This window comes from Burkholderiales bacterium (genome assembly GCA_023511995.1).
Lineage (GTDB): Bacteria > Pseudomonadota > Gammaproteobacteria > Burkholderiales > Thiobacteraceae > Thiobacter.
Genome location: JAIMAL010000016.1, coordinates 1 through 20,480, shown reverse-complemented (window position 1 = coordinate 20,480; position 20,480 = coordinate 1). Strand labels below are relative to the sequence as shown.

The 20,480-nt window shown below is 65.4% G+C and carries 20 protein-coding genes; 10 read left to right on the top strand and 10 right to left on the bottom strand.

What is annotated here, in order from left to right; translation table 11 throughout:
* Nucleotides 1-281 precede the first annotated feature (281 nt).
* The 5 genes from K6T56_09115 (at nucleotide 282) to K6T56_09095 (ending at nucleotide 7,506) form a co-directional block, all read left to right on the top strand.
* The gene (locus K6T56_09115) at nucleotides 282-1,316 is read left to right on the top strand and encodes an efflux RND transporter periplasmic adaptor subunit (protein MCL6556504.1); all 1,035 of its coding nucleotides are present in this window, start codon (nucleotides 282-284) and stop codon (nucleotides 1,314-1,316) included.
* Nucleotides 1,313-4,357 (top strand): efflux RND transporter permease subunit, encoded by a 3,045-nt coding sequence (locus K6T56_09110; GenBank protein MCL6556503.1) that lies wholly within the window; start codon nucleotides 1,313-1,315, stop codon nucleotides 4,355-4,357. The genes K6T56_09115 and K6T56_09110 overlap by 4 nt, the downstream gene beginning before the upstream one ends.
* 284 nt (nucleotides 4,358-4,641) lie before the next feature.
* Nucleotides 4,642-5,889: a molybdopterin-dependent oxidoreductase gene (locus tag K6T56_09105; protein ID MCL6556502.1), complete on the top strand. Its 1,248-nt coding sequence runs from the start codon at nucleotides 4,642-4,644 to the stop codon at nucleotides 5,887-5,889.
* On the top strand, nucleotides 5,886-6,170 hold the full coding sequence (locus tag K6T56_09100) for a cytochrome c (GenBank protein MCL6556501.1): 285 nt from the start codon (nucleotides 5,886-5,888) through the stop codon (nucleotides 6,168-6,170). Before K6T56_09105 ends, K6T56_09100 begins: the two co-directional genes overlap by 4 nt.
* A 148-nt stretch (nucleotides 6,171-6,318) precedes the next feature.
* Entirely contained in the window at nucleotides 6,319-7,506 is a 1,188-nt protein-coding gene (locus tag K6T56_09095; GenBank protein MCL6556500.1) for an MFS transporter, read from the top strand.
* Nucleotides 7,507-7,524: 18 nt separating this feature from the next.
* Here the strand turns inward: K6T56_09095 and K6T56_09090 are convergent, their stop codons facing one another.
* Together K6T56_09090 and K6T56_09085 are read right to left on the bottom strand one after the other, a co-directional pair.
* Complete coding sequence (locus K6T56_09090; GenBank protein MCL6556499.1) at nucleotides 7,525-10,011, bottom strand: arsenate reductase (azurin) large subunit; 2,487 nt, start codon at nucleotides 10,009-10,011, stop codon at nucleotides 7,525-7,527.
* An 11-nt stretch (nucleotides 10,012-10,022) separates the two neighbouring features.
* Nucleotides 10,023-10,541 carry an arsenate reductase (azurin) small subunit gene (locus K6T56_09085; GenBank protein ID MCL6556498.1) on the bottom strand — a complete coding sequence of 173 codons (519 nt, stop codon included), beginning with the start codon at nucleotides 10,539-10,541 and terminating at the stop codon, nucleotides 10,023-10,025.
* A gap of 171 nt (nucleotides 10,542-10,712) precedes the next feature.
* Between K6T56_09085 and K6T56_09080 the strand changes: the two genes are divergently transcribed.
* Genes K6T56_09080 through K6T56_09070 form a run of 3 tightly spaced genes read left to right on the top strand, consistent with a single transcriptional unit; the run spans nucleotide 10,713 to nucleotide 14,268 of the window.
* On the top strand, nucleotides 10,713-11,558 hold the full coding sequence (locus tag K6T56_09080) for a PhnD/SsuA/transferrin family substrate-binding protein (protein MCL6556497.1): 846 nt from the start codon (nucleotides 10,713-10,715) through the stop codon (nucleotides 11,556-11,558).
* Complete coding sequence (locus tag K6T56_09075; GenBank protein MCL6556496.1) at nucleotides 11,555-12,955, top strand: two-component sensor histidine kinase; 1,401 nt, start codon at nucleotides 11,555-11,557, stop codon at nucleotides 12,953-12,955. The genes K6T56_09080 and K6T56_09075 overlap by 4 nt, the downstream gene beginning before the upstream one ends.
* Nucleotides 12,952-14,268, top strand: a complete 1,317-nt coding sequence (locus K6T56_09070; GenBank protein MCL6556495.1) for a sigma-54 dependent transcriptional regulator — start codon at nucleotides 12,952-12,954, stop codon at nucleotides 14,266-14,268. Before K6T56_09075 ends, K6T56_09070 begins: the two co-directional genes overlap by 4 nt.
* Nucleotide 14,269: 1 nt before the next feature.
* On the opposite strand, the gene K6T56_09065 is transcribed toward K6T56_09070, so the two are convergent.
* The 8 genes from K6T56_09065 to K6T56_09030 form a co-directional block, all read right to left on the bottom strand.
* Nucleotides 14,270-14,677: an arsenate reductase ArsC gene (locus K6T56_09065; GenBank protein ID MCL6556494.1), complete on the bottom strand. Its 408-nt coding sequence runs from the start codon at nucleotides 14,675-14,677 to the stop codon at nucleotides 14,270-14,272.
* Nucleotides 14,674-15,183: a DUF302 domain-containing protein gene (locus K6T56_09060; GenBank protein ID MCL6556493.1), complete on the bottom strand. Its 510-nt coding sequence runs from the start codon at nucleotides 15,181-15,183 to the stop codon at nucleotides 14,674-14,676. The genes K6T56_09065 and K6T56_09060 overlap by 4 nt, the downstream gene beginning before the upstream one ends.
* A 42-nt stretch (nucleotides 15,184-15,225) precedes the next feature.
* Nucleotides 15,226-15,570, bottom strand: coding sequence for a LysR family transcriptional regulator (locus K6T56_09055; protein ID MCL6556492.1), 345 nt, complete (start codon nucleotides 15,568-15,570; stop codon nucleotides 15,226-15,228).
* Nucleotides 15,570-16,025 (bottom strand): molybdopterin synthase catalytic subunit MoaE, encoded by a 456-nt coding sequence (moaE, locus tag K6T56_09050; protein MCL6556491.1) that lies wholly within the window; start codon nucleotides 16,023-16,025, stop codon nucleotides 15,570-15,572. The genes K6T56_09055 and moaE overlap by 1 nt, the downstream gene beginning before the upstream one ends.
* Nucleotides 16,022-16,276 (bottom strand): molybdopterin converting factor subunit 1, encoded by a 255-nt coding sequence (gene moaD, locus K6T56_09045; GenBank protein MCL6556490.1) that lies wholly within the window; start codon nucleotides 16,274-16,276, stop codon nucleotides 16,022-16,024. Before moaD ends, moaE begins: the two co-directional genes overlap by 4 nt.
* Nucleotides 16,273-17,490 (bottom strand): molybdopterin molybdotransferase MoeA, encoded by a 1,218-nt coding sequence (locus tag K6T56_09040; protein ID MCL6556489.1) that lies wholly within the window; start codon nucleotides 17,488-17,490, stop codon nucleotides 16,273-16,275. The genes moaD and K6T56_09040 overlap by 4 nt, the downstream gene beginning before the upstream one ends.
* Nucleotides 17,487-17,996: a molybdopterin-guanine dinucleotide biosynthesis protein B gene (mobB, locus tag K6T56_09035; protein ID MCL6556488.1), complete on the bottom strand. Its 510-nt coding sequence runs from the start codon at nucleotides 17,994-17,996 to the stop codon at nucleotides 17,487-17,489. The genes K6T56_09040 and mobB overlap by 4 nt, the downstream gene beginning before the upstream one ends.
* A gap of 246 nt (nucleotides 17,997-18,242) precedes the next feature.
* Nucleotides 18,243-18,368, bottom strand: a complete 126-nt coding sequence (locus tag K6T56_09030) for a 30S ribosomal protein THX (protein ID MCL6556487.1) — start codon at nucleotides 18,366-18,368, stop codon at nucleotides 18,243-18,245.
* 199 nt (nucleotides 18,369-18,567) lie between these two features.
* Between K6T56_09030 and moaA the strand changes: the two genes are divergently transcribed.
* Complete coding sequence (moaA, locus tag K6T56_09025; protein ID MCL6556486.1) at nucleotides 18,568-19,641, top strand: GTP 3',8-cyclase MoaA; 1,074 nt, start codon at nucleotides 18,568-18,570, stop codon at nucleotides 19,639-19,641.
* 316 nt (nucleotides 19,642-19,957) lie between these two features.
* Nucleotides 19,958-20,480, top strand: a 523-nt coding sequence (locus K6T56_09020; GenBank protein ID MCL6556485.1) for a hypothetical protein, incomplete at its 3' end; no start/stop codon positions are given.

The following is a 20,480-nucleotide window of genomic DNA, read 5'->3' as shown; positions in this document are numbered from 1 at the left end:
GGAAATCGGCATCCCTCTAGCCGTAGGCGCGCATGCTGATGCGGCAAGCCTTGAAGCGCACGCCCTGCCGCGCCAGGGCAGCGAGCAGGATTAGGTATCGTTGTACAACGTCGTTGCCCGATTTTCGCCGCGTGTGCGGCATGTCAGCCTCGAGTCTCTCTCCACCCGAGCTTTCCGCTTCGCAGTGGCGAGGCCGACACGACACCGGCGATTCCAAAGGGTGGCCTGCTTTGGCGCGGACGGCATCTGCTATCATCGCCGCACCTTCCATCGGTCCCGTCATGTCTGCGCGTCTTGTTTTACTCGCTTTGCTTTTCGCCACTACCGCCTGTCAGGACCGCTCGACACCGCCGTCCTCCCCGCCACCCCGTGTGGTGCGGACGGCCGTCGTCGCTCCCGCCGGCGGAGCGGAGCTCACCCTTTCTGGCATCGTCCATGCCCGTTTCGAAACGCCCCTTTCCTTCCAGGTGGGTGGACGGATCCACGCGAGACATGTGGATACCGGTCAGCGGGTGAAGGCCGGTCAACTTCTCTTCGAGCTGGACCCCCGGGATCTTCTCGAAGCGGTGCGCGCCGCGGAGGCGGAACGCGCGGCGGCCCAGACCGGCGCCGAGGCGGCGCGCCGGGAGCTTGCGCGCATGGAATCCCTCGCCGCCCGCCAGTTCGTCTCCGCCGCCGCGGTGGAACGCGCCCAGTCCACCGCGGCGGAAACCGCCGGACGGCTTGCCGCGCTGGAGGCCCGGCTCACCCAGGCGCGCAACGCGCTGGCGTATGGGCGACTCGCCGCGCCGGCCGACGGGGTGATCACCACCATCACGGGGGAGCCTGGACAGGTGGTGAATCCCGGCCAGACGGTGGCCGTGCTCGCCCAGGGCGAGGCGCGGGAGGTGGAGGTGGATTTTCCCGAACACGTCCCGCCCCCTGAGGAGGGCGTGCTCAAGGAAACCGGCGCGCGACTGCGGCTGCGCGAAGTGGCTGGCGCCGCCGATCCGGTGACGCGCACGTTCCGCGCACGCTACCGGATCGAGGACGCCCCTGCCCCCCTGCCGCTGGGGGGTGTCGTGCGGGCGGTGTTCCGTCGCGGCGGATCGTCGACGGCCTTGCGCGTGCCCCTTGCCGCCCTCGATGAGCGTGGCAGTGGTCCCCGCGTGTGGCGCATCATCGACGGACGCGCCCAGCCCGTCACCGTCGAGGTGCTCAGCGTGGACCTGGAAAACGCCACCGTGCGCGGCCCCTTGCGCGCCGGTGAACGGGTGATCGCCCTCGGCACGCATCTGCTCCATCCCGGCATGCCAGTGCGGGAAGCCGCGCCATGAGCTTTCCCAATCTCTCCGCGCTCGCCGTGCGCGAGCGGGCGGTGACGCTGTTTTTCCTCATCCTGGCGGTGGTGGGGGGACTGTTCGCCTTCCTCTCCCTGGGCCGCGCCGAGGACCCGGCCTTCACCGTGCGCGTGATGATGGTTTCGGTGCTGTGGCCGGGCGCCACCCCGCAGGAGCTGCAGGACCAGGTGGTGGACCGCCTGGAAAAGCGCATCCAGGAAGTCGAGTATCTCCACCGCATCGAAACCACGGTGCGGCCGGGCCGCGCCGATCTGCAGGTGGAATTCCACGACTATGCCCCGCAGGCGCGGATACGGGACCTTTTCTATGAAGTGCGCAAACGCATGCAGGACGAAGCCCCACGTCTGCCGCCCGGCGCCCTGGGGCCCTTCGTCAATGACGATTTTTCCGATGTCTATTTCGCCCTCATCGCCCTCACGGCGCCGGGGCTGCCCCATGCCGCGCTGGTGGAGGCTGCCGAGGGCGTGCGCGACCGCCTGCAGGGCGTGGAAGGCGTGCATAAGGCCATCCTCCTCGGCGAACGGCCGGAGCGCCTCTACGTGGAATTCGACAGCGCCCGCCTCGCCAATCTGGGCGTAAGCCCTGATGCCGTCTTCGCCGCCATCGATGCCCACAACCGTCTGGTTCCGGCCGGCCGCGTGGACAGCCGCGGTCCCCGCCTCTACCTGCGGGTGGACCGGGACCTGAGCGAGCCGGAGAAACTCGCCGCGGTGCCGCTCGCGGTGGGCGACCGGGTGTTCCGCCTCGGCGACATCGCGACGGTGCGCCGCGGCTACGAGGAGCCGCCCAGCTACCTGGTGCGCGCCCGCGGCGAGGAAGCGGTGCTGCTCGGTGTGGTGATGCAAAAGGGGGAGAATGGCCTTGCCTTCGGTGAGCGTCTGCGCGCCTTCGTCGCCCGGGAGAACAGCCGGCTGCCGCTGGGCATGGGGCTTGCGCTGCTCACCCATCAGGCGGATGCCATCGCCCGCGCCGTGAATCTCTTTGAGCTCAAATTCCTGGCCGCCCTGGTGGCCGTGATGGGGGTGAGCATGCTTGCCCTGGGCCTGCGCGCCGGCATCGTGGTGGGGGTGGCCGTACCGGTGACGCTGGGCCTCACCTTCCTCGCCATGAAGGCCCTGGGCATCAACCTGGACCGCATCACCCTGGGCGCCCTCATCATCAGCCTCGGGCTTTTGGTGGACGATGCCATCATCGCCGTGGAAATGATGCTGGTCAAAATGGAACAGGGCTGGGACAAAATCCGCGCCGCCGCCCATGCCTGGAACGTCACCGCTGCTCCCATGCTGGTGGGCACGCTGGTCACCGCGGCAGGCTTCCTGCCCATCGGTTTTGCCCGTTCCGGGGTAGGCGAATACGCCGGCAACATCTTCTGGGTGCTGGGCCTGAGTCTGGTGATCTCCTGGCTGGTGGCGGTGGTGTTCACCCCCTACCTGGGTGTCAGCCTGCTTCCCGCGCGGCCGGCGCAAAGCCACGCCGACCCCTACGCCACACGCGGCTACCAGCGCCTGCGCGCCCTCATCCGGCTGTGTGTGGAAAGGCGCAAGACCGTGGTCGCCATCACCCTCGCGCTCCTTGCCCTGTCGGCGGTGCTGCTGACCACGGCGGTGCAAAAACAGTTTTTCCCCGGTTCGGACCGGCCAGAAGTGCTGGTGAGCGTGTATGCCCCGCAGGGTAGCAGCATCACGGTTACCGATGCCACCGTGCGCCGGCTGGAGGAGCTGCTCAAGTCCCTGCCGGAGGTGAAGACGCTTTCCGCCTATGTGGGCGGCGGTGCGCCCCGCTTTTTCATTTCTGCCAATCCGGAGCCGCCGGATCCCGCCTTCGCCAAACTCGTCGCCGTCACCGGCAACGCTGCCGAGCGTGATCGTGTCATCCGCTTTTTGCGCGCGCGCATCGAGGCGGGGGATTTCCCCGAGGCGAGGATCCGGGTGGCGCGGTTATTGTATGGTCCGCCGGTACCCTGGCCGGTCACCTTCCGCGTGATGGGGCCCGATCCGCAGGTCCTAAGGGACATCGCCCACCGCGTGCGGGCGCTCATGGAGGTGCACCCCAACGTACGCGATGCCCACCTGGAATGGGACGAGCGCGCGCCCGTGCTGCACATCAGCATGGACGCCGATCGTCTCGCCCGACTCGGCCTCACCCCCCTACATGTCGCGCAGCAGCTGCAATTCCAGCTCGAAGGCGGCAGCGTCACCCAGGTCCGACGCGGCAGGCGCGCGGTGGAAGTGATCGCCCGCGGTCACCCCGAGGGTGCCTCCTTCGAAGTGCGCAACCGGGAAGGACGCAAGATTCCGCTAAGCCAGCTCGGCCAGTTGCAAATTCGCTATGAAGAACCCGTGATCAAGCGCTACAACCGCACGCCCTTCGTGGCCGTCCTGGCGGACGTGGAAGGCGCACAAGCCAATGACGTGACGGCGGTCCTATGGCAGCACATGGAAGAGCTGCGCCGCAGGCTGCCCGAGGGTTACCGCATCGATACCGGCGGTTCCGTGGAACAGTCGGCGAAAGCGGAGAATTCCATCCGCCGCCTGCAACCGCTGATGGTGGCGGTGATGTTGATTTTGATCATGCTGCAGATGCGCTCCTTCAGCGGCACCTTCATGGTGGTGGCCACGGCACCGCTCGGTCTGATTGGTGCCGTGGCTGCCCTCCTCCTCTTCCGTCAACCGTTTGGCTTCGTCGCCTTGTTGGGGCTGATCGGACTGGCGGGCATCCTCATGCGCAACACCCTCATCCTCACCCAGCAGGTGAAAGACAATCTGGCCCAGGGCCAGGAAGCGGAACACGCCGTGGTGGAGGCGGCGGTCTCCCGCGCCCGGCCGGTGGTGCTCACTGCGCTGGCAGCAGCTCTTGCCTTCGTGCCTCTGACCTTCGACGCCTTTTGGGGGCCGGTCGCCTTCGTCCTCGCCGGCGGTGTCATCGCCGGTACCGCCATCACCCTCCTTTTCGTGCCCGCCCTCTATGCCCTCTGGTTCCGCCTGCCTGCGGGCGGGCCAAGGGGACTTCCGGCGTAAGCCGCCTTTTCCCGCCTGTCCGTGTCAAGGCAACGTTAAACCGAGTCCAATCCCTTGACGCAGTTTATTGGGTGGTCTAATAGTGAAAGGCGATAGCCGGCATCGCCCTGTCGGGGTCGGGTTTCCGGGCGCGGACTGGCTGTCGCACGGCCTGCGCCCGGAAATCCGGGACAAAAACAGAGGGACAACTCCCCGCGTGCCGTTCCCCCTGGGACGAGGCCGGGGAGATCTTTTCCCCTGCCGGGGCGATCAGGCCAATCCCCATTTCCAAACGAGGAGGAAATATGACCACACGCAGGGAATTTCTCACCCGTGGGCTTGCCCTCGGTGCGGCAGGGCTGTGGCTGCCCCAGGGACGGGCCGAGGGGCTTTTCGACATCCCCGTCCCGACGCTGCCAGCAGGTGATGTGGAACAGTCGGTCATGGCCACGCTGCCGGGCAAACGGCCACTGATCAAGCGCACCTGGCGGCCCGCCAATTTCGAGACGCCGGTGGCGCTCTTTGACCGCAGCGACTTCACACCCAACGATGCCTTCTTCGTCCGCTGGCACCTCGCCGACCTGCCGGAGGCCAACGATCCGCGCCTCGCCGAGACCAATTACGTCCTCAAGATTGGCGGCGATGCGGTGGAGAACCCCTTGAGCCTGAGCCTGCCACAACTCAAACGGGAGTTTGAACAGGTGGAACTCGTCGCCGTCTGCCAGTGTTCCGGCAATCGACGGGGACTCGTGCAGCCCCATGTCGCGGGCATCGAGTGGGGCTATGGCGCCATGGGCCAGGCCCGGTGGCGGGGTGTTCGGCTGCGCGATGTGCTCAACCGCGCGCGCCTGCGCAAGGAAGCCCTGGAAGTGGTTTACGACGGCCTGGACCGGCCTGTGCTGGAGAAGACCCCCGATTTCATCAAGAGCCTGCCGGTGTGGAAGGCACTGGATGAAAACACCCTGCTCGCCTGGGAGATGAACGGGGAGCCGTTGCCCTATCACAACGGCTACCCACTCCGCCTGGTGGTGCCGGGGTGGACGGCCACTTACTGGGTGAAGATGATTTCCGAGATCAATGTGGTGAGCAAACCCTACGATGGATTCTGGATGAAAACGGCCTACCGCGTGCCCATGGGCAAATTCCCGGTGACCGACCGCTTCATCAGCCAGGAAGTACCGGGTGGACCCAACACGCCCATCACCGAAATGGTGGTGAACTCCCTCATCACCAATCTGGAACCCAACCAGAAAATCCGGGCTGGCCAGTGGACCGAGGTGCGCGGCATCGCTTGGGATGGCGGCCGGGGCATCCGTCTGGTCGAGGTCTCCACGGATGGAGGTCGCAGCTGGCAGCCCGCTGAACTGGGGCGCGATCTGGGCAACTTCGCCTGGCGGTCGTGGAGCTATCGCTTCAAACCGCGCAAGGGCCGTTACGGCATCCTCGCCAAAGCCACCAATGCCGCCGGTTCCACGCAGACCTTCCAGTGGATCGCCAATCCCGCCGGCTATCATCACAACGTGATTCAGCGCATCGACGTGGAGGCCGTATGAAAACGTTCACCGCCCTCGCTGCCCTGCTCCTTTTGCCCCTGGCCGCCCAGGCGGACGAAAGTCAGATCAAGCTCAAGGATGGCCCGGGCAAGGACAAGGTCGCCATCCACTGTGCGGTCTGCCACAGCACCGACTACATTCCCATGAATTCCCCCTTCCTCGACCGCAAGGGCTGGGAAGGCGTGGTGAACAAGATGATCAAGGTGATGGGGGCACCCATTCCCCAGGAAGATGTCCCTGTGATCGTCGATTACCTCACCCGCCACTACGGCAAATCCTGAGCGCGGCGGGCGCCGCAAGAAACACCCGCCACGGCTTCAGCCCGGGGCGGGTTTTTCTTTGCCTGGAAAGCGAAAGGCACGTTCTCCTTTTTCTTTGCCCGCGCAGCAAAGACCGTTATCCTTCTTCCCTTTGTTTTCCGACTGAACGATGAACGCGCGCCTGCCCCGGGGCGTGATCGCCCTGGGCTTCGTCTCCCTCTTCATGGACCTCTCCTCGGAGATGATCCATAGCCTCCTGCCCGTGTTTCTGGTGGCGGTGCTGGGCGCATCAGCGATGACGGTAGGGGCGATCGAGGGCATTGCCGAAGCCACCGCCTCCATCGCCAAAGTCTTCTCCGGTGTGCTTTCGGACTGGATGGGTCGCAGAAAGCCCCTTGTGCTTTTGGGCTACGGGCTGGCGGCCCTGAGCAAGCCCCTCTTCCCCCTTGCCACCAGTGTGGGGGCGGTACTCCTTGCCCGCTTCGCCGACCGCATCGGCAAAGGCATCCGCGGCGCCCCGCGGGATGCCCTCATCGCCGACATTACCCCCGCCCCGCAGCGGGGGGCTGCCTACGGCCTGCGTCAGGCCATGGATACCGTCGGCGCCTTCGCCGGACCCCTGGTGGCCATGGTGTTGATGGCAGTCAGCGGTGACGATTTCCGCTTCGTTTTCTGGGTGGCCGTGCTGCCCGCGGTGGTTTGCGTGCTGCTGATCCTCTTTGGCGTCGAGGAACCGGAAGCCACCCGCCCCGCCGCCGACACCCGTTTCTCCCTCCGCCGGGAGGCGGTGGCGCGACTGTCCGCGCGTTACTGGATGGTGGTGGCCTTCGCCGCCGTGCTCACCCTCGCCCGCTTCTCCGAAGCCTTCCTCCTTCTGCGCGCGGAAAGCCTGGGGCTTGCCGCCACCTGGGTGCCCCTCATCCTGATCGTGATGAACCTCGCCTATGCCGCGAGCGCCTACCCCTTCGGCAAACTCGCAGATAGCGGCCACCCGCGCCATTTGCTCGCGCTGGCCCTCCTTTTCCTCATTGCCGCCGATCTCGTCCTTGCCGCCGCCTCCCATGTCTGGCTCACCGGGGCGGGAGCGGTCCTCTGGGGCCTGCACATGGGCGCAAGCCAGGGGCTGCTTGCCACCCTGGTCGCCGCCCATTGCCCGCCGGAGCTGCGGGGCACGGGCTTTGGTGTCTTTCATCTTGTCAGCGGCCTCGCCCTGCTGCTGGCCAGTGTCATCGCCGGTGCGCTGTGGGCAACGCTGGGGGCGGCGGCCACCTTCCTTGCCGGCGCCCTCTTCGCCCTCATCGCCGGCATCGGGCTGTGGTTCGACACAAAAAAGCCGCCCCGCAGGGCGGCACAATGAACACGCAGGGCTTCGTGCTCAGGTCTGATAGCGGCGGGACTTGAAGGACACCGTGCGCGCGAACTGGTCGGAGCCGCCCACCTTGCGGATGTTCGCCCACGTCCCTTTGTAGTAGGGCACGTAGTTGCGGTCAGTCCAGTTGGTCACCACATCGCCAACGATGCCGTTGAACCAGCCAAACTGCATGAAGGTGTGGTTGCGTTTGATCGCCGGGTCAGGGTAGGCCATGGCATAGGTCGCCCCATAGTCGTTGTAGATCTCCACGATGTCGCCGGGCACCACCCCCAACTCCTTGGCATCCTGCGGATTGAGCTCGATGATGGCCATGGGGTAGCGGTCCTTCACATGGGGATCGTACTTGTTGTGGTAGCCGGTCTGCCAGACCTCGTTGAGCCGGCCGTTGTTGATGTAGAAGCGGTACTTCTGCTTCTGCAGGGCCACCGGCTGCGGCAGGCCCGGCCACGGCGCCGGCAGGAAGCGCGCCTTGCCATCCTTGGTGTCGAACTTGTTGTCGGTGTATAGCATCGGGGTGCCAATCAGCTTGCCGTCCTTGTACTCCTTGATCGGCAGTTGCACCCCGTTGTTGCCGGCCTTGCGCAGACGCTCGTAGGTGGCCAGGTGCCCAGTGGGTCCCCCCTGGCTGTCGATGGGCCCGGCGCCAGGCTGGCCGGCGCGACGGAAGCCATCGTTGAAGGCATCCTCCTCCGTCTTCCAGTCGAAGCCCGAGAAACGGGCGGCCATCGCCTTGTTGCCCTCTTTCTCGTACAGCGCCTTCATGGTGTTGGCGATGTCGGCGGCGATGAGACAGTCCGGCTTGGCCACACCCGGCGGGTCCATGAATTTTTCCGAAAGGCGCAGCCGCCGTTCGCCATTCATCGAGGTGAGATTCATCTCGCCGGGATGAGCGGCGGGCAGCGCCACGTGGGCGGCATCCATGATCATCGTCGGATAGAGATCGATGAGGGTCACAAACAGCCCACCCTTGTTCATCACCGCCTCGACGATGGCGTTGACCTGGCCGTCGGTGTCCGCGCCGCGGGCCTTGCGCAGCGCTTCCTTGACGATCTCCGAACGGCGCAGTACGGCATTGCGGTAGGCTTCCGCGTTGAGGGTGGTCTGGAAACTGTTGCAGCCCCAGAAGGTCAGGGTGCGGCCGCGGCCTTCGATGATCTCCTTGTCCACGTAGATCATCTTCTTGCCCGGATATGGAGGCCGCGTGTAGCCCTCCTGGTGACCACCCATGCGCACACAACCGGTGCCGCGTCGGCCCACGTTGTGGGTGGCCAGCACCAGATCCAGAAGGGCGGACTGGATCAGATAATTGTCATTGCCCCAGATGATGCCCTTTTCGTAGGTGTGGCAGGTGCGTTTCATGAAGCCCGGCGCCTTCGGCTTGTAGGCCCATTCCGCGAACTGCTTGAGCTTGTCCACCGGCACACCGGTGATGCGGCTGGTCTCTTCCAGACTCATGCGGTTCGCCCGCACCGCCTCATCGAAGCCCGTGGTGTGCTTGGCAATGAAGTCGCGGTCGATCCAACCCTGCTCCACCACGTAGGTGAACACGCCGTTGAAGAGGGCAATATCGGTACCGGGTTCCAGTTCCAGATGGAGGATGCGGTCCTTGCCCACCGCGGTCTCCAGGATGGTGATGGTGGGGGTGCGCCGCGGATCGATGAACACCACGCGCGCATCGGGCATGGGTTCGTTCCTGGCGAAGAACTGCTTTTTCTTTTCCTTGGTCGCACCCTGCATGTTGGGCAGCAGATGGGCAAGGAAATAGTTGGTCTGCGTCTCGTACTGGTTGGCGCCCACGGAGACGATGCAGTCGGCGATTTCCGTATCCTCATAGGAATTGTTGAGTTCGCCGATGCCCATGTCGCGTGTGGCGTGACATTCGGAGTTGTAGGCCGGCCGGTTGTGGATGCGCACGAAGGGGGTCTGGAAGGCGGAAAACATCAGCTTGCCGGTGCCCCAGGTGTTTTCGAAACCGCCTCCCGCTCCACCGTGATCGAAACAGTTGAAGCCGATCCAGTCCGGACCTTCCCGGTCGAGGATGGCCTTGTGCACCCCGGCATAAATGGCCAGCGCCTTCTCCCAGGTGGTGTCCAGCCACTGGTCCCCCGTATGAAGTTTCGGATAGGCCAGGCGCTCCTTAGTGAGCCCTTCCGGCTGGTACATGTAGGAGGCCATCTTGCCGCCGCGCGTGGAGGAAAGGCCCTGGTTCACCACACATTCCTTGTCCGGCACGACCATGATGTGGTAACGCTTGCCGTCCCGGTCGGTGATGACATTGGTCATCGCCGGCGTGAGCGTCACGGCAAAGGGGGGAAGCTGTTTGCGGAAATCCAAGCCGAGGGCATTCTGGTGTGGCGCCCGGCCGCCCTCCTCGTTCTCCGGCCATTTATAGACGTGGTAGCCGCAGCCCACGATGCAGAAATGGCAGGTCATGTTGGTCTTCTGCGCGTTGACCGGAGGCAACACGATACGATCGGAACCTTTGCTCATGATTCACCTCCTCACAACACGTTGGCCTGGCGGCCGTAGATGAGCCCCTCGACGGCAATGGCCGTCACCGTGTCCGTCTTCGCGTCGTGCTTCAGCACGATGCGCGGCAGGTCCTCGGTGGCCTGGCCGCAGACCATCTGTCCCCCCATTTCCGCATCGAAGGTGCTGTAGTGACAGGGACAGCGGAAGGTACGGGTCGCCGTGTCGTAGGTCACCGGACACCCCATGTGGGTACACAGGCTGCTATAGGCCACGATGTCCCGGTCTGGACCGACACCGCCGGGAACCGGCCGCCCCAGCTTCACCAGGGTGCAGGGGGATGCGGCGTCCGGATAATGGAAGCTCACGGGTACGTTGACCTTGAGCTCGGCACCCTTGGCCAGCACCTTGTGGGGATAGGGCAGGGTGACGCGGCCCACTTCGGCGTTTTCGGCCGCCCCGGCCGCCCCCGGCACCGCCACCGTGGCAACGGTGCCCGCTGCCGCGGCACCGCCCAGCTTGAGGAAGGTTCTGCGGGAAATGTCAGTCATGGATGGCTCTCCTTTGGCAATCGTTTTTCCAGGGGGCGCAGCTCGCCCCGAGGGCTCAGTGGCAAACCGCGTGCCAGCTGACGGCTTTCGGCAAATCAAAGGGTTGGCGCGCTCCTTGACCCCGATCGTTTCGTATCGGTAACATGGGCCGTCACCCTTTGGTAACGGGTCATGCCGCCGCTGCGCGCCTTCTGGATCGCCGTCCTCTATCTTGCCTGCCTGGTCTCCGCCGCCGCAGCGCAGCCGCCCCTGCGCATCGGCACCACTCCGGTTTTCCTCGACGATCAGATCGGCTTCCTCGATCAGTGGGCCGCCTATCTGGGCTTGCGCCTGAATCAGCCCGTGCACTTCGTGCAGCGGGCGAGTTACCGGCAGATCGTGCGCGAGCTCATGGAAGGCAACATCGATTTCGCCTGGATTTGCGGCTACCCCTTCGTGCGTGAGGAAAAGCGGCTGCGACTGGTGGCCGTCCCCGTCTGGCAGGGTGAACCCCGCTACCGTTCCTATCTCATCGTGCCCCGCGAGGACACCGTCACCCAGAGCCTGCGCGATCTGGCGGGACGCATCTTCGCCTACTCCGACCCCCTCTCCAACTCCGGCTGGCTCTATCCCCAGACCCAACTGAGAGCCATGGGGGTGGACCCGCAACGCTATTTCGGGCGAACCTTCTTCACCTGGTCCCATCGCAAGGTGGTGGAAGCCGTGGCCACGGGGTTTGCCGACGCGGGCGCAGTGGATGGCTACGTGTATGAGACGCTGGCGCGCCTGCATCCGGAGATCACCAGCCGCACGCGGGTGGTGCACCGCTCGCCGCCCTTCGGCTTTCCGCCGCTGGTGGCCGCGCCCCACGTGGACGAAGTGGACAGGCTGCGCCTGCGCTCGGTGCTGCTTGGCATGAGCGATGACGCCGAGGGGCGCCGTCTGCTGCGGCATCTCAACCTGGATGGTTTCACCGCCGGCGACAGCCGACTTTTCGACGGTATCCGCGAGGCGCGGCGGCAGGTGGAGCGGCCATGAAGCTGTGGCGAGATCTTTCCTACCGGCACAAGGTGCCCCTGGCGCTTTCCCTGGTCATCGTCGTCACCGCCCTCATCGTCTCCCTCATTCTCCTCGCCCATGCCTGGCGGGATGCGCGGGAACAGCTCGCAACCAATGCCGCGGCCCTGGGCCGGGTGGTGGCGCGAAGCCTGGCCCCGGCGCTGTTGCACGATGATGCGTGGACCGCTTTCGAGATTCTGCGCACACCGCTGGAAGCGGGCGAAAACCGCCGCTTCCTCGTGGTCATCGACCGTGGCGGACGCATTTACGCCGCGAGTGACCCCAGGCGTTTCCGCACCCTCACCCCGGTGGCCGCGGTGCCCGAACTCAAGGCCACCGTGGCGACAGAGGGCAAGCCGCTGCACGAGGTGGGGGAATGGATTCTCCTCGACCAACCCATCCGCGCCGAGGATGGCACCGTGCTGGGACGCGTGGTGATGGGCTATCACCGCGACCTGGTGCTGCCCCGCTTCCATGCCACCGTGCGCCAGGTCCTGATTGCCACCGCTGCCGCGCTGTTGCTCCTGCTGCCCCTCGGCTGGTACGCGGGCAATGCCCTGGCGGTGCCCCTTTTGCGTCTGGCCGACTGCTTCTCCCGCGCCGGCCGCGGCCCCCTTTCCCCCAGCGAATGCCGGCTCGATGCGGGCGCGGACGAGATCGGGCTTCTGGGGCGGCGCTTCCAGGCGATGCTCCTCGAGCTGGAGGAAAAGCAGCGCCTGGAAAGACAGATGGTTGCCACGCAGCGCCTGGCGGCCATCGGGCGCCTGACGGCGGGGATCGCCCATGAGGTGAACAATCCCTTGGGCGGCATGCTCAATGCCATCAGCACCTATCGCCGCCATGGCCGGGGCGACCCCCTCGCCGAACGCACCCTCGGTCTGATCGAGCGTGGCCTCACCCAGATTCGCGAAACAGTGGGCGCGCTGCTGGTGGAGGCGAAACTGGAATCCCATCCCCTGTCCCCGGCCGATCTGGCGGATCTGCGCACCCTCATCCACGCCCAGGTGCGCGGCCGGCTGCAGCTCGACTGGGCGGTGGCCCTCAACGAGCCTGTGCCCCTGCCGGCCACTCCGGTGCGGCAGATTCTCCTCAATCTCCTGCTCAATGCCTGCCAGGCGGCGGAAAAGCGTGTCGCGTTGCGGCTTGACACACAGGCCGATGGGCTATTGCTCCAAATCGAAAACGATGGTCGGGCCATCCCGCCCAAGCGTCTGGAGCATCTCTACGAGCCCTTCGTGGAGGAGGAAGGCGAAGGCCGCGGCCTGGGGTTGTGGATCGTCTATCAGCTGGTGCGCCAGCTCGACGGCCGCATCGATGTGACGAGCGAGCCGGGCCTCACCCGTTTCACACTTTTTCTGCCCATCAAGACATCATGACCAGCCAACCCCTGCTCTGTCTCATCGAGGATGACTCCATCATGGGTGAAAGCCTGGTTGACCGCTTTGCCCTGGAAGGTCTGCCCACCCACTGGTTCCGCACCGCGGGCGAGGCACTGCGCGCCCTGACGGAGCGCGACTATACGCTGGTGCTCTCCGACATCCGCCTGCCCGATGGCGACGGGGTGAGCCTGTTCCGCGAAGCGACCTCGCGGCTGGCGAGGGTGCCGGCCTGGGTCATCATCACCGGCTACGGCAGCATCGATCAGGCGGTCACCCTGCTGAAACTGGGCGCCCGCGACTACATCACCAAGCCCTTCGATCTCGACGAGCTGGTGGCCAAACTGCGGGCGCTATGCGAACCCTGCCGGCGGACCACAGCCGATCATCCGGAACTCGGCCCCTCCCCCGCCATGACCCGCATCGCCGAAATCCTGCCCCGCCTGGCGCGGGAGGCAAAGATCGTGCTCCTCACCGGCGAATCGGGCGTGGGCAAGGAAGTGGTGGCCAGGGCCTTACATCGTCTGGCCGGCGCCGATACGCCCTTCGTCGCCCTCAACTGCGCCGCCCTGACGGAAAGTCTTCTGGAAGCGGAACTCTTCGGCCACGAAAAAGGCGCCTTCACCGGCGCCACCCGCAGCAGGCGGGGCGTTTTCGAGCAGGCCCACGGCGGCACCCTGCTGCTGGATGAGGTGGGGGACATGCCCTTGTCCATGCAGGCGAAGCTGTTGCGGGTGATCCAGGAACGCCAGGTGGTGCGCGTGGGCGGCGAACGCCCCATCCCGGTGGACGTGCGCCTGATCTGCGCCACCCATCGGGATCTGCGCACCATGGTGCAGCAGGGCAGCTTCCGCGAGGACCTCTACTACCGTATCCATGTCATCCAGTTGCGCATCCCGCCGTTGCGGGAGCGCCGCGAGGACATTCTGTGGCTTGCCCGCCGCTTTCTGCTGGAATATGCGCAAAGCCACGGAGGAGCGGCCAAGAGTCTTTCCCCGGCGGCGGAACAGGCACTGGTTGCCTATGACTGGCCGGGCAATGTGCGCGAGCTGCGGCACACCCTGGAGCGGGCCTGCATCCTCAGCGCGGCGCCCCTGATCGATGCCGGGGACCTCTTCCCGCCCCAGGAAAAAACCGGCGGGGAAGCCCCGGCCCTCACCGCCCTCGATGATTATCTGCGCGAATGCGAACGGGCCTATCTGAAAGAAGCGCTCGCCCGCCACGGCCACCAGATCGGCCGCACCGCAGCAGCACTCGGCATCAGCCGCAAGACGCTGTGGGAAAAGATGAAGAAACTCTCCCTCAACGATTGAATCAGCCGAGGAGCCGACGCCGCACTTCCGGCACCAGGCGGGCGCGGATTTCATCGCGCACGCGGCGGAAGCTGTCCAGCGGCTCCCCATGGGGGTCGTGGAAAGGCATGTGCACGCTGGGAATCGGACGGGGAAACACCGGACAGGTCTCCCGCGCGTTGTCGCAGACGGTGATGACGAGATCGATGGGCTCATTGAGCACCGCCTCCACGTCCTTGGGATAAAGCCCTACCGTGGGGATGCCCAGCTCTTCCAGTGCCTTGAGCGCCCCTTCTGCCACTTTCGGTTGTGGGCGCGTGCCGGCGGAAATCGCCCGCACCGCCGGCCCCAGGTCGTGATTGACGAGGGCCTCCGCCATCTGGCTGCGGCAGGAGTTCCCCGTGCACAGGATGAGAACGGTCTTGCTCATCTCAGCGCCTCCTCGATGATGGCGCGCAAAAGCCGCTCCACCTCGCGTAAGGTGTTCCGCCCGGCGCGGGAACCACTGCCGGCGGGGCGGCGAAAGGAAACATAGGTCTGCTGCGGTGCCTGCGGCAGCACGTAAATGGCAATCACGTAGGGGCAGAAGACGATGTGATGGGGATCCGCCTCCATCATTTTGCGCGACACCGTGGCACTGCAGAATTCGATGGCTTCCGCCTTCAGGTACACCTGGCGGGTTGCCCCCAGGTCTTTCCCGGTGCGCTCCAGCATGTCGCCGATGTGGGCGACATTGTTGACCACCAGACCCCGGCTGGTGAGCGCCTCTTCGATGAGGGTCTTCACCGTGTCGAAATCCTCGCCGCTGACATAGGTCACCCGCTCGGCCGTCACCTGCACCGGTGTCACCGGCTTCAACCCGGGCGCGGCGGATGCGGCTGGCAGCAACACCCATGCCAGCAGAAGAACAGTCAGGCTTCGGACGAGGGGTTTCATCAAACGATTCTCCTTCAAGCGTGTGACAGAAAAGGAAAGGGATCACGGGGCCTTGCGCAGCCAGTCGTCGAAACGGCGCAGATCGCCGGCGAGCGCTTTTTCTGCCTTTTCCTCCATGGCGCGGTAACGGCGCAGCACTTCGCGGCCGAAGTCGGTGAGCTGGGCGCCGCCGCCGCGCGCGCCGCCGGTGGCCGTGGTCACCAGGGGCTTGCGGAAGGCCCGGTTCATGGCATCCACCAGCAGCCAGGCCCGCCGGTAGGACATGCCCATGCTGCGCGCGGCGGCGGAAATGGAACCGTGCTCTCCAATGGCTTCCAGCAGTGCCACCTTGCCCGGACCGAGGGAACTGGCACTGCCCAGCAGGATGCGCAGACGGGGCCGCTGCATCACCTCTGCCAGCGTGCCGCCGCCGCTTCGTCCGTCTCGCGGGCCTCCACCCAGCGCGCCCCTGCCGGGGTCTGTTCCTTTTTCCAGAACGGCGCCCGCGTCTTGAGGTAATCCATGATGAACTCGCAGGCGGCGAAGGCATCGCCCCGGTGTGCACCGCTCACCGCCACCAGCACGATCTGGTCGGCGGGAAGCAGCCGTCCCACCCGGTGGATGACCAGGGCATCGGCGATGTCCCAGCGCCGCCGGGCCTCGGCAACGATCTCCTCCAGCGCCTTCTGCGTCATGGCCGGATAGTGTTCCAGCACCATTTCCCGCACTTCGCTGCCTTCGCTCATGTCGCGCACCAGACCGACGAAGGCGGCAATGGCACCGATGTCGCGCCGGTCCGCGCGCAGGCGCGCGAGCTCTGCGCCCACGTCGAAATCCGCTTGCTGCACCCGCACCATGCTCATCCCCCCGTCACTGGCGGAAAGATCGCCACTTCATCGCCGGCTTTGAGGGGCGCCTCGAGGGACACCAGCGCCTGATTCACCGCCACGCGGAAGGGACGCTCACCGAGTTCCCGTGCCCACACTCCGCCCCGCGCCCGCAGCAACGCCACCAAGTCCGCCGCGCTGGCCGCCTCACCCGGCAGGCTCAGCGCTTCCTCCGCCAGACCAAAGGCCTCCCGCAGACGGGCGAAATACAAAACCCGGACGTTCATCGCAACTCCGCGAAAGGAATGAAACGCACCCAATCGCCCCGCCGGATGGGGGTGGCCGCCGGCACATCCACCAGCCCCTCCGCCCAGACGGTGGAAGTCAGCACCCCCGAACCCTGGTGGGGATGGATTTCCACGCGGCCGGGGGGCTCAGTGTCCACCACGCGGCGCGCCCGCAGGAATTCCCGGCGCTTGTCCGGCCGCAGCCAGTCGAAATCGGCCTGAAGCCAACAGGCCTTCGGCATGACCTCCATCACCCCCTGCAGGCGCAAAAGAAACGGCCGCGCAAAAAGACACCAGGTGACGAACACCGAAACGGGATTACCCGGCAGCCCCAGGAAGGGCTTGCCCGCCACCTCACCGAAGGCAAGGGGCTTGCCCGGCTTCACCGCAATGCGCCACAAATCCAGGCGCCCCAGCCGTTCCACCGCAGCCTTCACGAAATCCGCCTCACCCACCGACACACCGCCGCTGGTCAGCACCACATCGGCCTGCTCCGCCGCCGCCGCGAGGACGCGCACCGTGGTTTCGAGATCATCGGCCACCGTGCCGAGGTCAATCACCTCGCAGCCGAGGCCGGCCAGCAGGGCGTTCACGGTGTAGCGGTTGGAATTGTAGATTTTTCCCGCAGGGAGCGGCTCGCCGGGGTTCACCAGCTCATCCCCGGTGAAGAAGGTCGCCACGCGCAGGCGCCGCACCACCGGCAGGCTCGCCAGCCCCACCGAGGCGGCCAGGCCCAGATGCTGGGGGGCTAGCCGTGTGCCCGCGGTCAACACCGTCGCCCCCGCGGCAATGTCCTCGCCGGCGCGCCGGATACTGGTCCCCGGCGCCACCCGACCGTGGATGACCACGCTGTCGCCCTCTCTCGTGGTCTGTTCCTGCATTACCACCGCATCGGCGCCGGGGGGAACGGGCGCGCCCGTGAAAATGCGCGCTGCCGTGCCGGGGACCAGGGGTTGCCCCAGCGTGCCGGCGGAGATACGCTGGCTCACCGGCAGACGGGTATCCCCCTCGACGGCAAGATCGGCCACCCGCACCGCATAGCCATCCATGGCGCTGTTATCGAGGGGCGGCACGGCGATGGCGGAAACCTGCGAAACAGCCAAAACCCGCCCCAGGGCCGACAGGGTGGGCACCGTCTCCACCCCGGCAATGGGTGCCGCAGCGGCAAGCAGGCGATCGAGGGCCTCATCGACGGAAAGCGGGGGAGCGTTCATATCGGTCTCGCGTGCTGAAGGATGAAATCGGCGATGGCGGGCACATCGTTCAGGGCGAACCAAGGCAGCGTCGTCGTCACCGGTTCATCCGAGGCCAGCGCCAGAATGTGGGGATCCTCCGGATACAGGAGAGCCGCGCCCAGGGCGGGCCGGTGCACCTCCAGCTTGGGTACCGGCTCCCGCTTGTAGCCTTCCAGGAGGACGAGATCACAGGGGGAAAGCCGCGCCACCTGCTCCTTGAGGGTGGGCGGTGCTGAACCGCGCACTTCATGCATCAGCGCCCATCGCCGGTCAGAAGCCAGCAAAACCTCGCTCGCACCGGCTGCGCGATGGCGCCAGGAATCCTTGCCCGGCTGGTCGAGATCGAAATCATGATGGGTCTGTTTGATCACGGCCACCGTCAACCCCTGCGCCACGAAGCGGGCAATCAGCTTTTCCAGCAGCGTCGTCTTGCCCGCGCCGCTGAACCCAGCCACGCCGAAAACCCGCTTTGCCCCGCGCTCCATGGGTTATATTCTGAACGATATAACGCGCGCCGCCAACCCCGCAAGTGCTTGTCCCCCTGCGGGCTGCCAAGCACCCTTAGCTGGCGCAACCCATGCCCACACGACAGCAGCCGCAAGCCGCGGAAAGGGTTGATCCGGTTTCACGACGAAGGCTTGTGGTTCGAGGACGGGCCGGCCATCCCACGTTAGCGGAGGTTTGACCTTCCCCAAAGAACGAAAGCCCCGGTGGGGCTTTCGCGGAAGGGGTCACTTGCGCTTGGTGGCGGAGGGAACAGTCTGCGGCGCTTTCTTTTTCGCCTTGTGCGGCCGGCTCACGCCATAGGAGCCGTTGAAAATCTTGCCGCGCCGCGTGCGCAGATCGCCTTTGCCCATGATGAACCTCCTCAACAGGGAAAAATCGTTATTTTAACCCAACTCGCCGCACGCTGGCCCCGGCGGGTAAGCGGACGTTTCGTCGCAGGGGCATGGAACCTGCGCCAACCCCAAGGACGGGCAAAAGAACTGCCGCGGCCGGGGTTGCCGTGTGCTACCCCCTCGGCTATATTCACCGCAATATAACGCGGGGATTGCCATGAATGCCCTTACCGACCGTTTCGGCCGCCGCATCGAATACCTGCGCCTTTCGGTGACGGATCGCTGCGATCTGCGCTGCACCTATTGCATGCCGGAGGGTTTCCGCGACTTCGAGGAGCCGGAACACTGGCTCACCTTCGATGAGATCGAGCGGCTCATCGGTGCCTTCGCCAGCCTGGGGCTGAAGCGGGTGCGCCTGACCGGAGGCGAGCCGCTTCTGCGCCGTCATCTGCCGGAGCTCGCCGCGCGCCTTTCGCGCCTGCCGGGCATCGAGGACCTTTCCCTGAGCACCAACGCCACCCAGCTTGCCAAGCACGCCCATGCCCTGCGCGCGGCAGGCGTGCGTCGCCTCAACGTGAGCCTGGATTCCCTGCGCCCGGAGCGCCTTGCCCGCATTGCCGGCCGCGACGTGCTGGGACGCATCCTCGCCGGGCTGGAGGCGGCGCAGGCGGCGGGATTCTCCCCCATCAAGATCAACATGGTGGCCATGCGCGGCGTCAATGACGACGAGATCGATGACATGGTCGCCTTCTGCATGGCGCGGGGTTTCATCCTGCGTCTCATCGAAACCATGCCCATGGGGGAGACGGGGCGCAATGCCCAGTATCTCGATCTGCAGCCGGTGAAAGCCGCCCTCAAGGCGCGCTTCGGCCTTATCGAGGGGAACCTGCCCGGCGGCGGGCCCGCCCGTTACCTGCAAAGCCCCGACGGCCGCTTCAGTGTGGGTTTCATCACGCCCATCTCCCAGCATTTCTGCGCCACCTGCAACCGGGTGCGCCTCGCCGTGGACGGCACGCTCTATCTGTGTCTGGGACAGGACGAACGTTTCGAATTCCGTCCTCTGCTGCGGCGGGGTGCCGATGAGGAAACCCTGCGCGCGGCGATCCTTGAAGCCATCGCGCTCAAGCCGGACTATGTCGAGGCTTTAAGCAACCGCGGCGTGGTGCTGCGTCAGCTCGGTCGCCATAACGAGGCGCTGGAAGCTTACGAACGCGCGCTCACCATCAAACCCGACTACGAGCAGGCGCAAAAGAATCGCAACAATCTTTTGGCTGACATGAAACGGCATTGATCCGGGCAGACGGCTCGGCCTCCGATCCCGGATGGAATTGCATCGGCAGCTGCGTCGAAAAATTCGTGTGGGACCGCCGGTCACGTATCAAGGGCGCTTTCAGCCTTGTGGAGCACGGCGCATTTCCCGAACAGCGATTGTTTGAAGGCGCTCTCATGTATCGCCGCCAGTGCGTGTGCCGAGGGCGAGATGAGGCCGCCGCCTTGCGTTCGCTGCGGCTTGGGGGCAATACTGAGCCGCGCTCACGTATCAGGTATGAAACGTCATCGTTGTTGGGGCGAAGTCGGTCGCGCTGTTCATCAAGCGGGCAATTGCAATGGATGTGGAGCAACTCATCGACGAAACGGTCGCGCCAGAACTTCAGGCGTGGCTGAGAAAATGGCCCAACGCCGTCGCGGCACTCAACCACATCGGAGAGCTTTTTACCAAGCTCAAAGAGCCGGAAATTTTGGGCGAGGTGGACGAGCACGTCAGCATTACCGGACCGGTCTACATCGGCAAGGGCACGCGGATCCATCCGTTCGTGACGATCCGGGGGCCGGTATACATCGGCGAAAACGTCAGTGTCCGCGCCCATTCCATCATCCGCAGCGAGGCCTACATCGACTCGCATTGCGTGGTGGGACATTCCGCCGACATCAAGCGCTCGCTGTGCCTGGCCGGGGCAAAGATGCAATGCGGCATCTTCGTGGGAGACAGCATCTTGGGTGCCGGGGCACGCATCGGCTCGGGTGTGATTACGGCCAACCGGAAGTTCAATCAGACCGAAGTCTCCTACAAGGACAAGAACAACCAACTGCATAAATCCGGACGCGAATTTTTCGGCGCCATCATCGGAC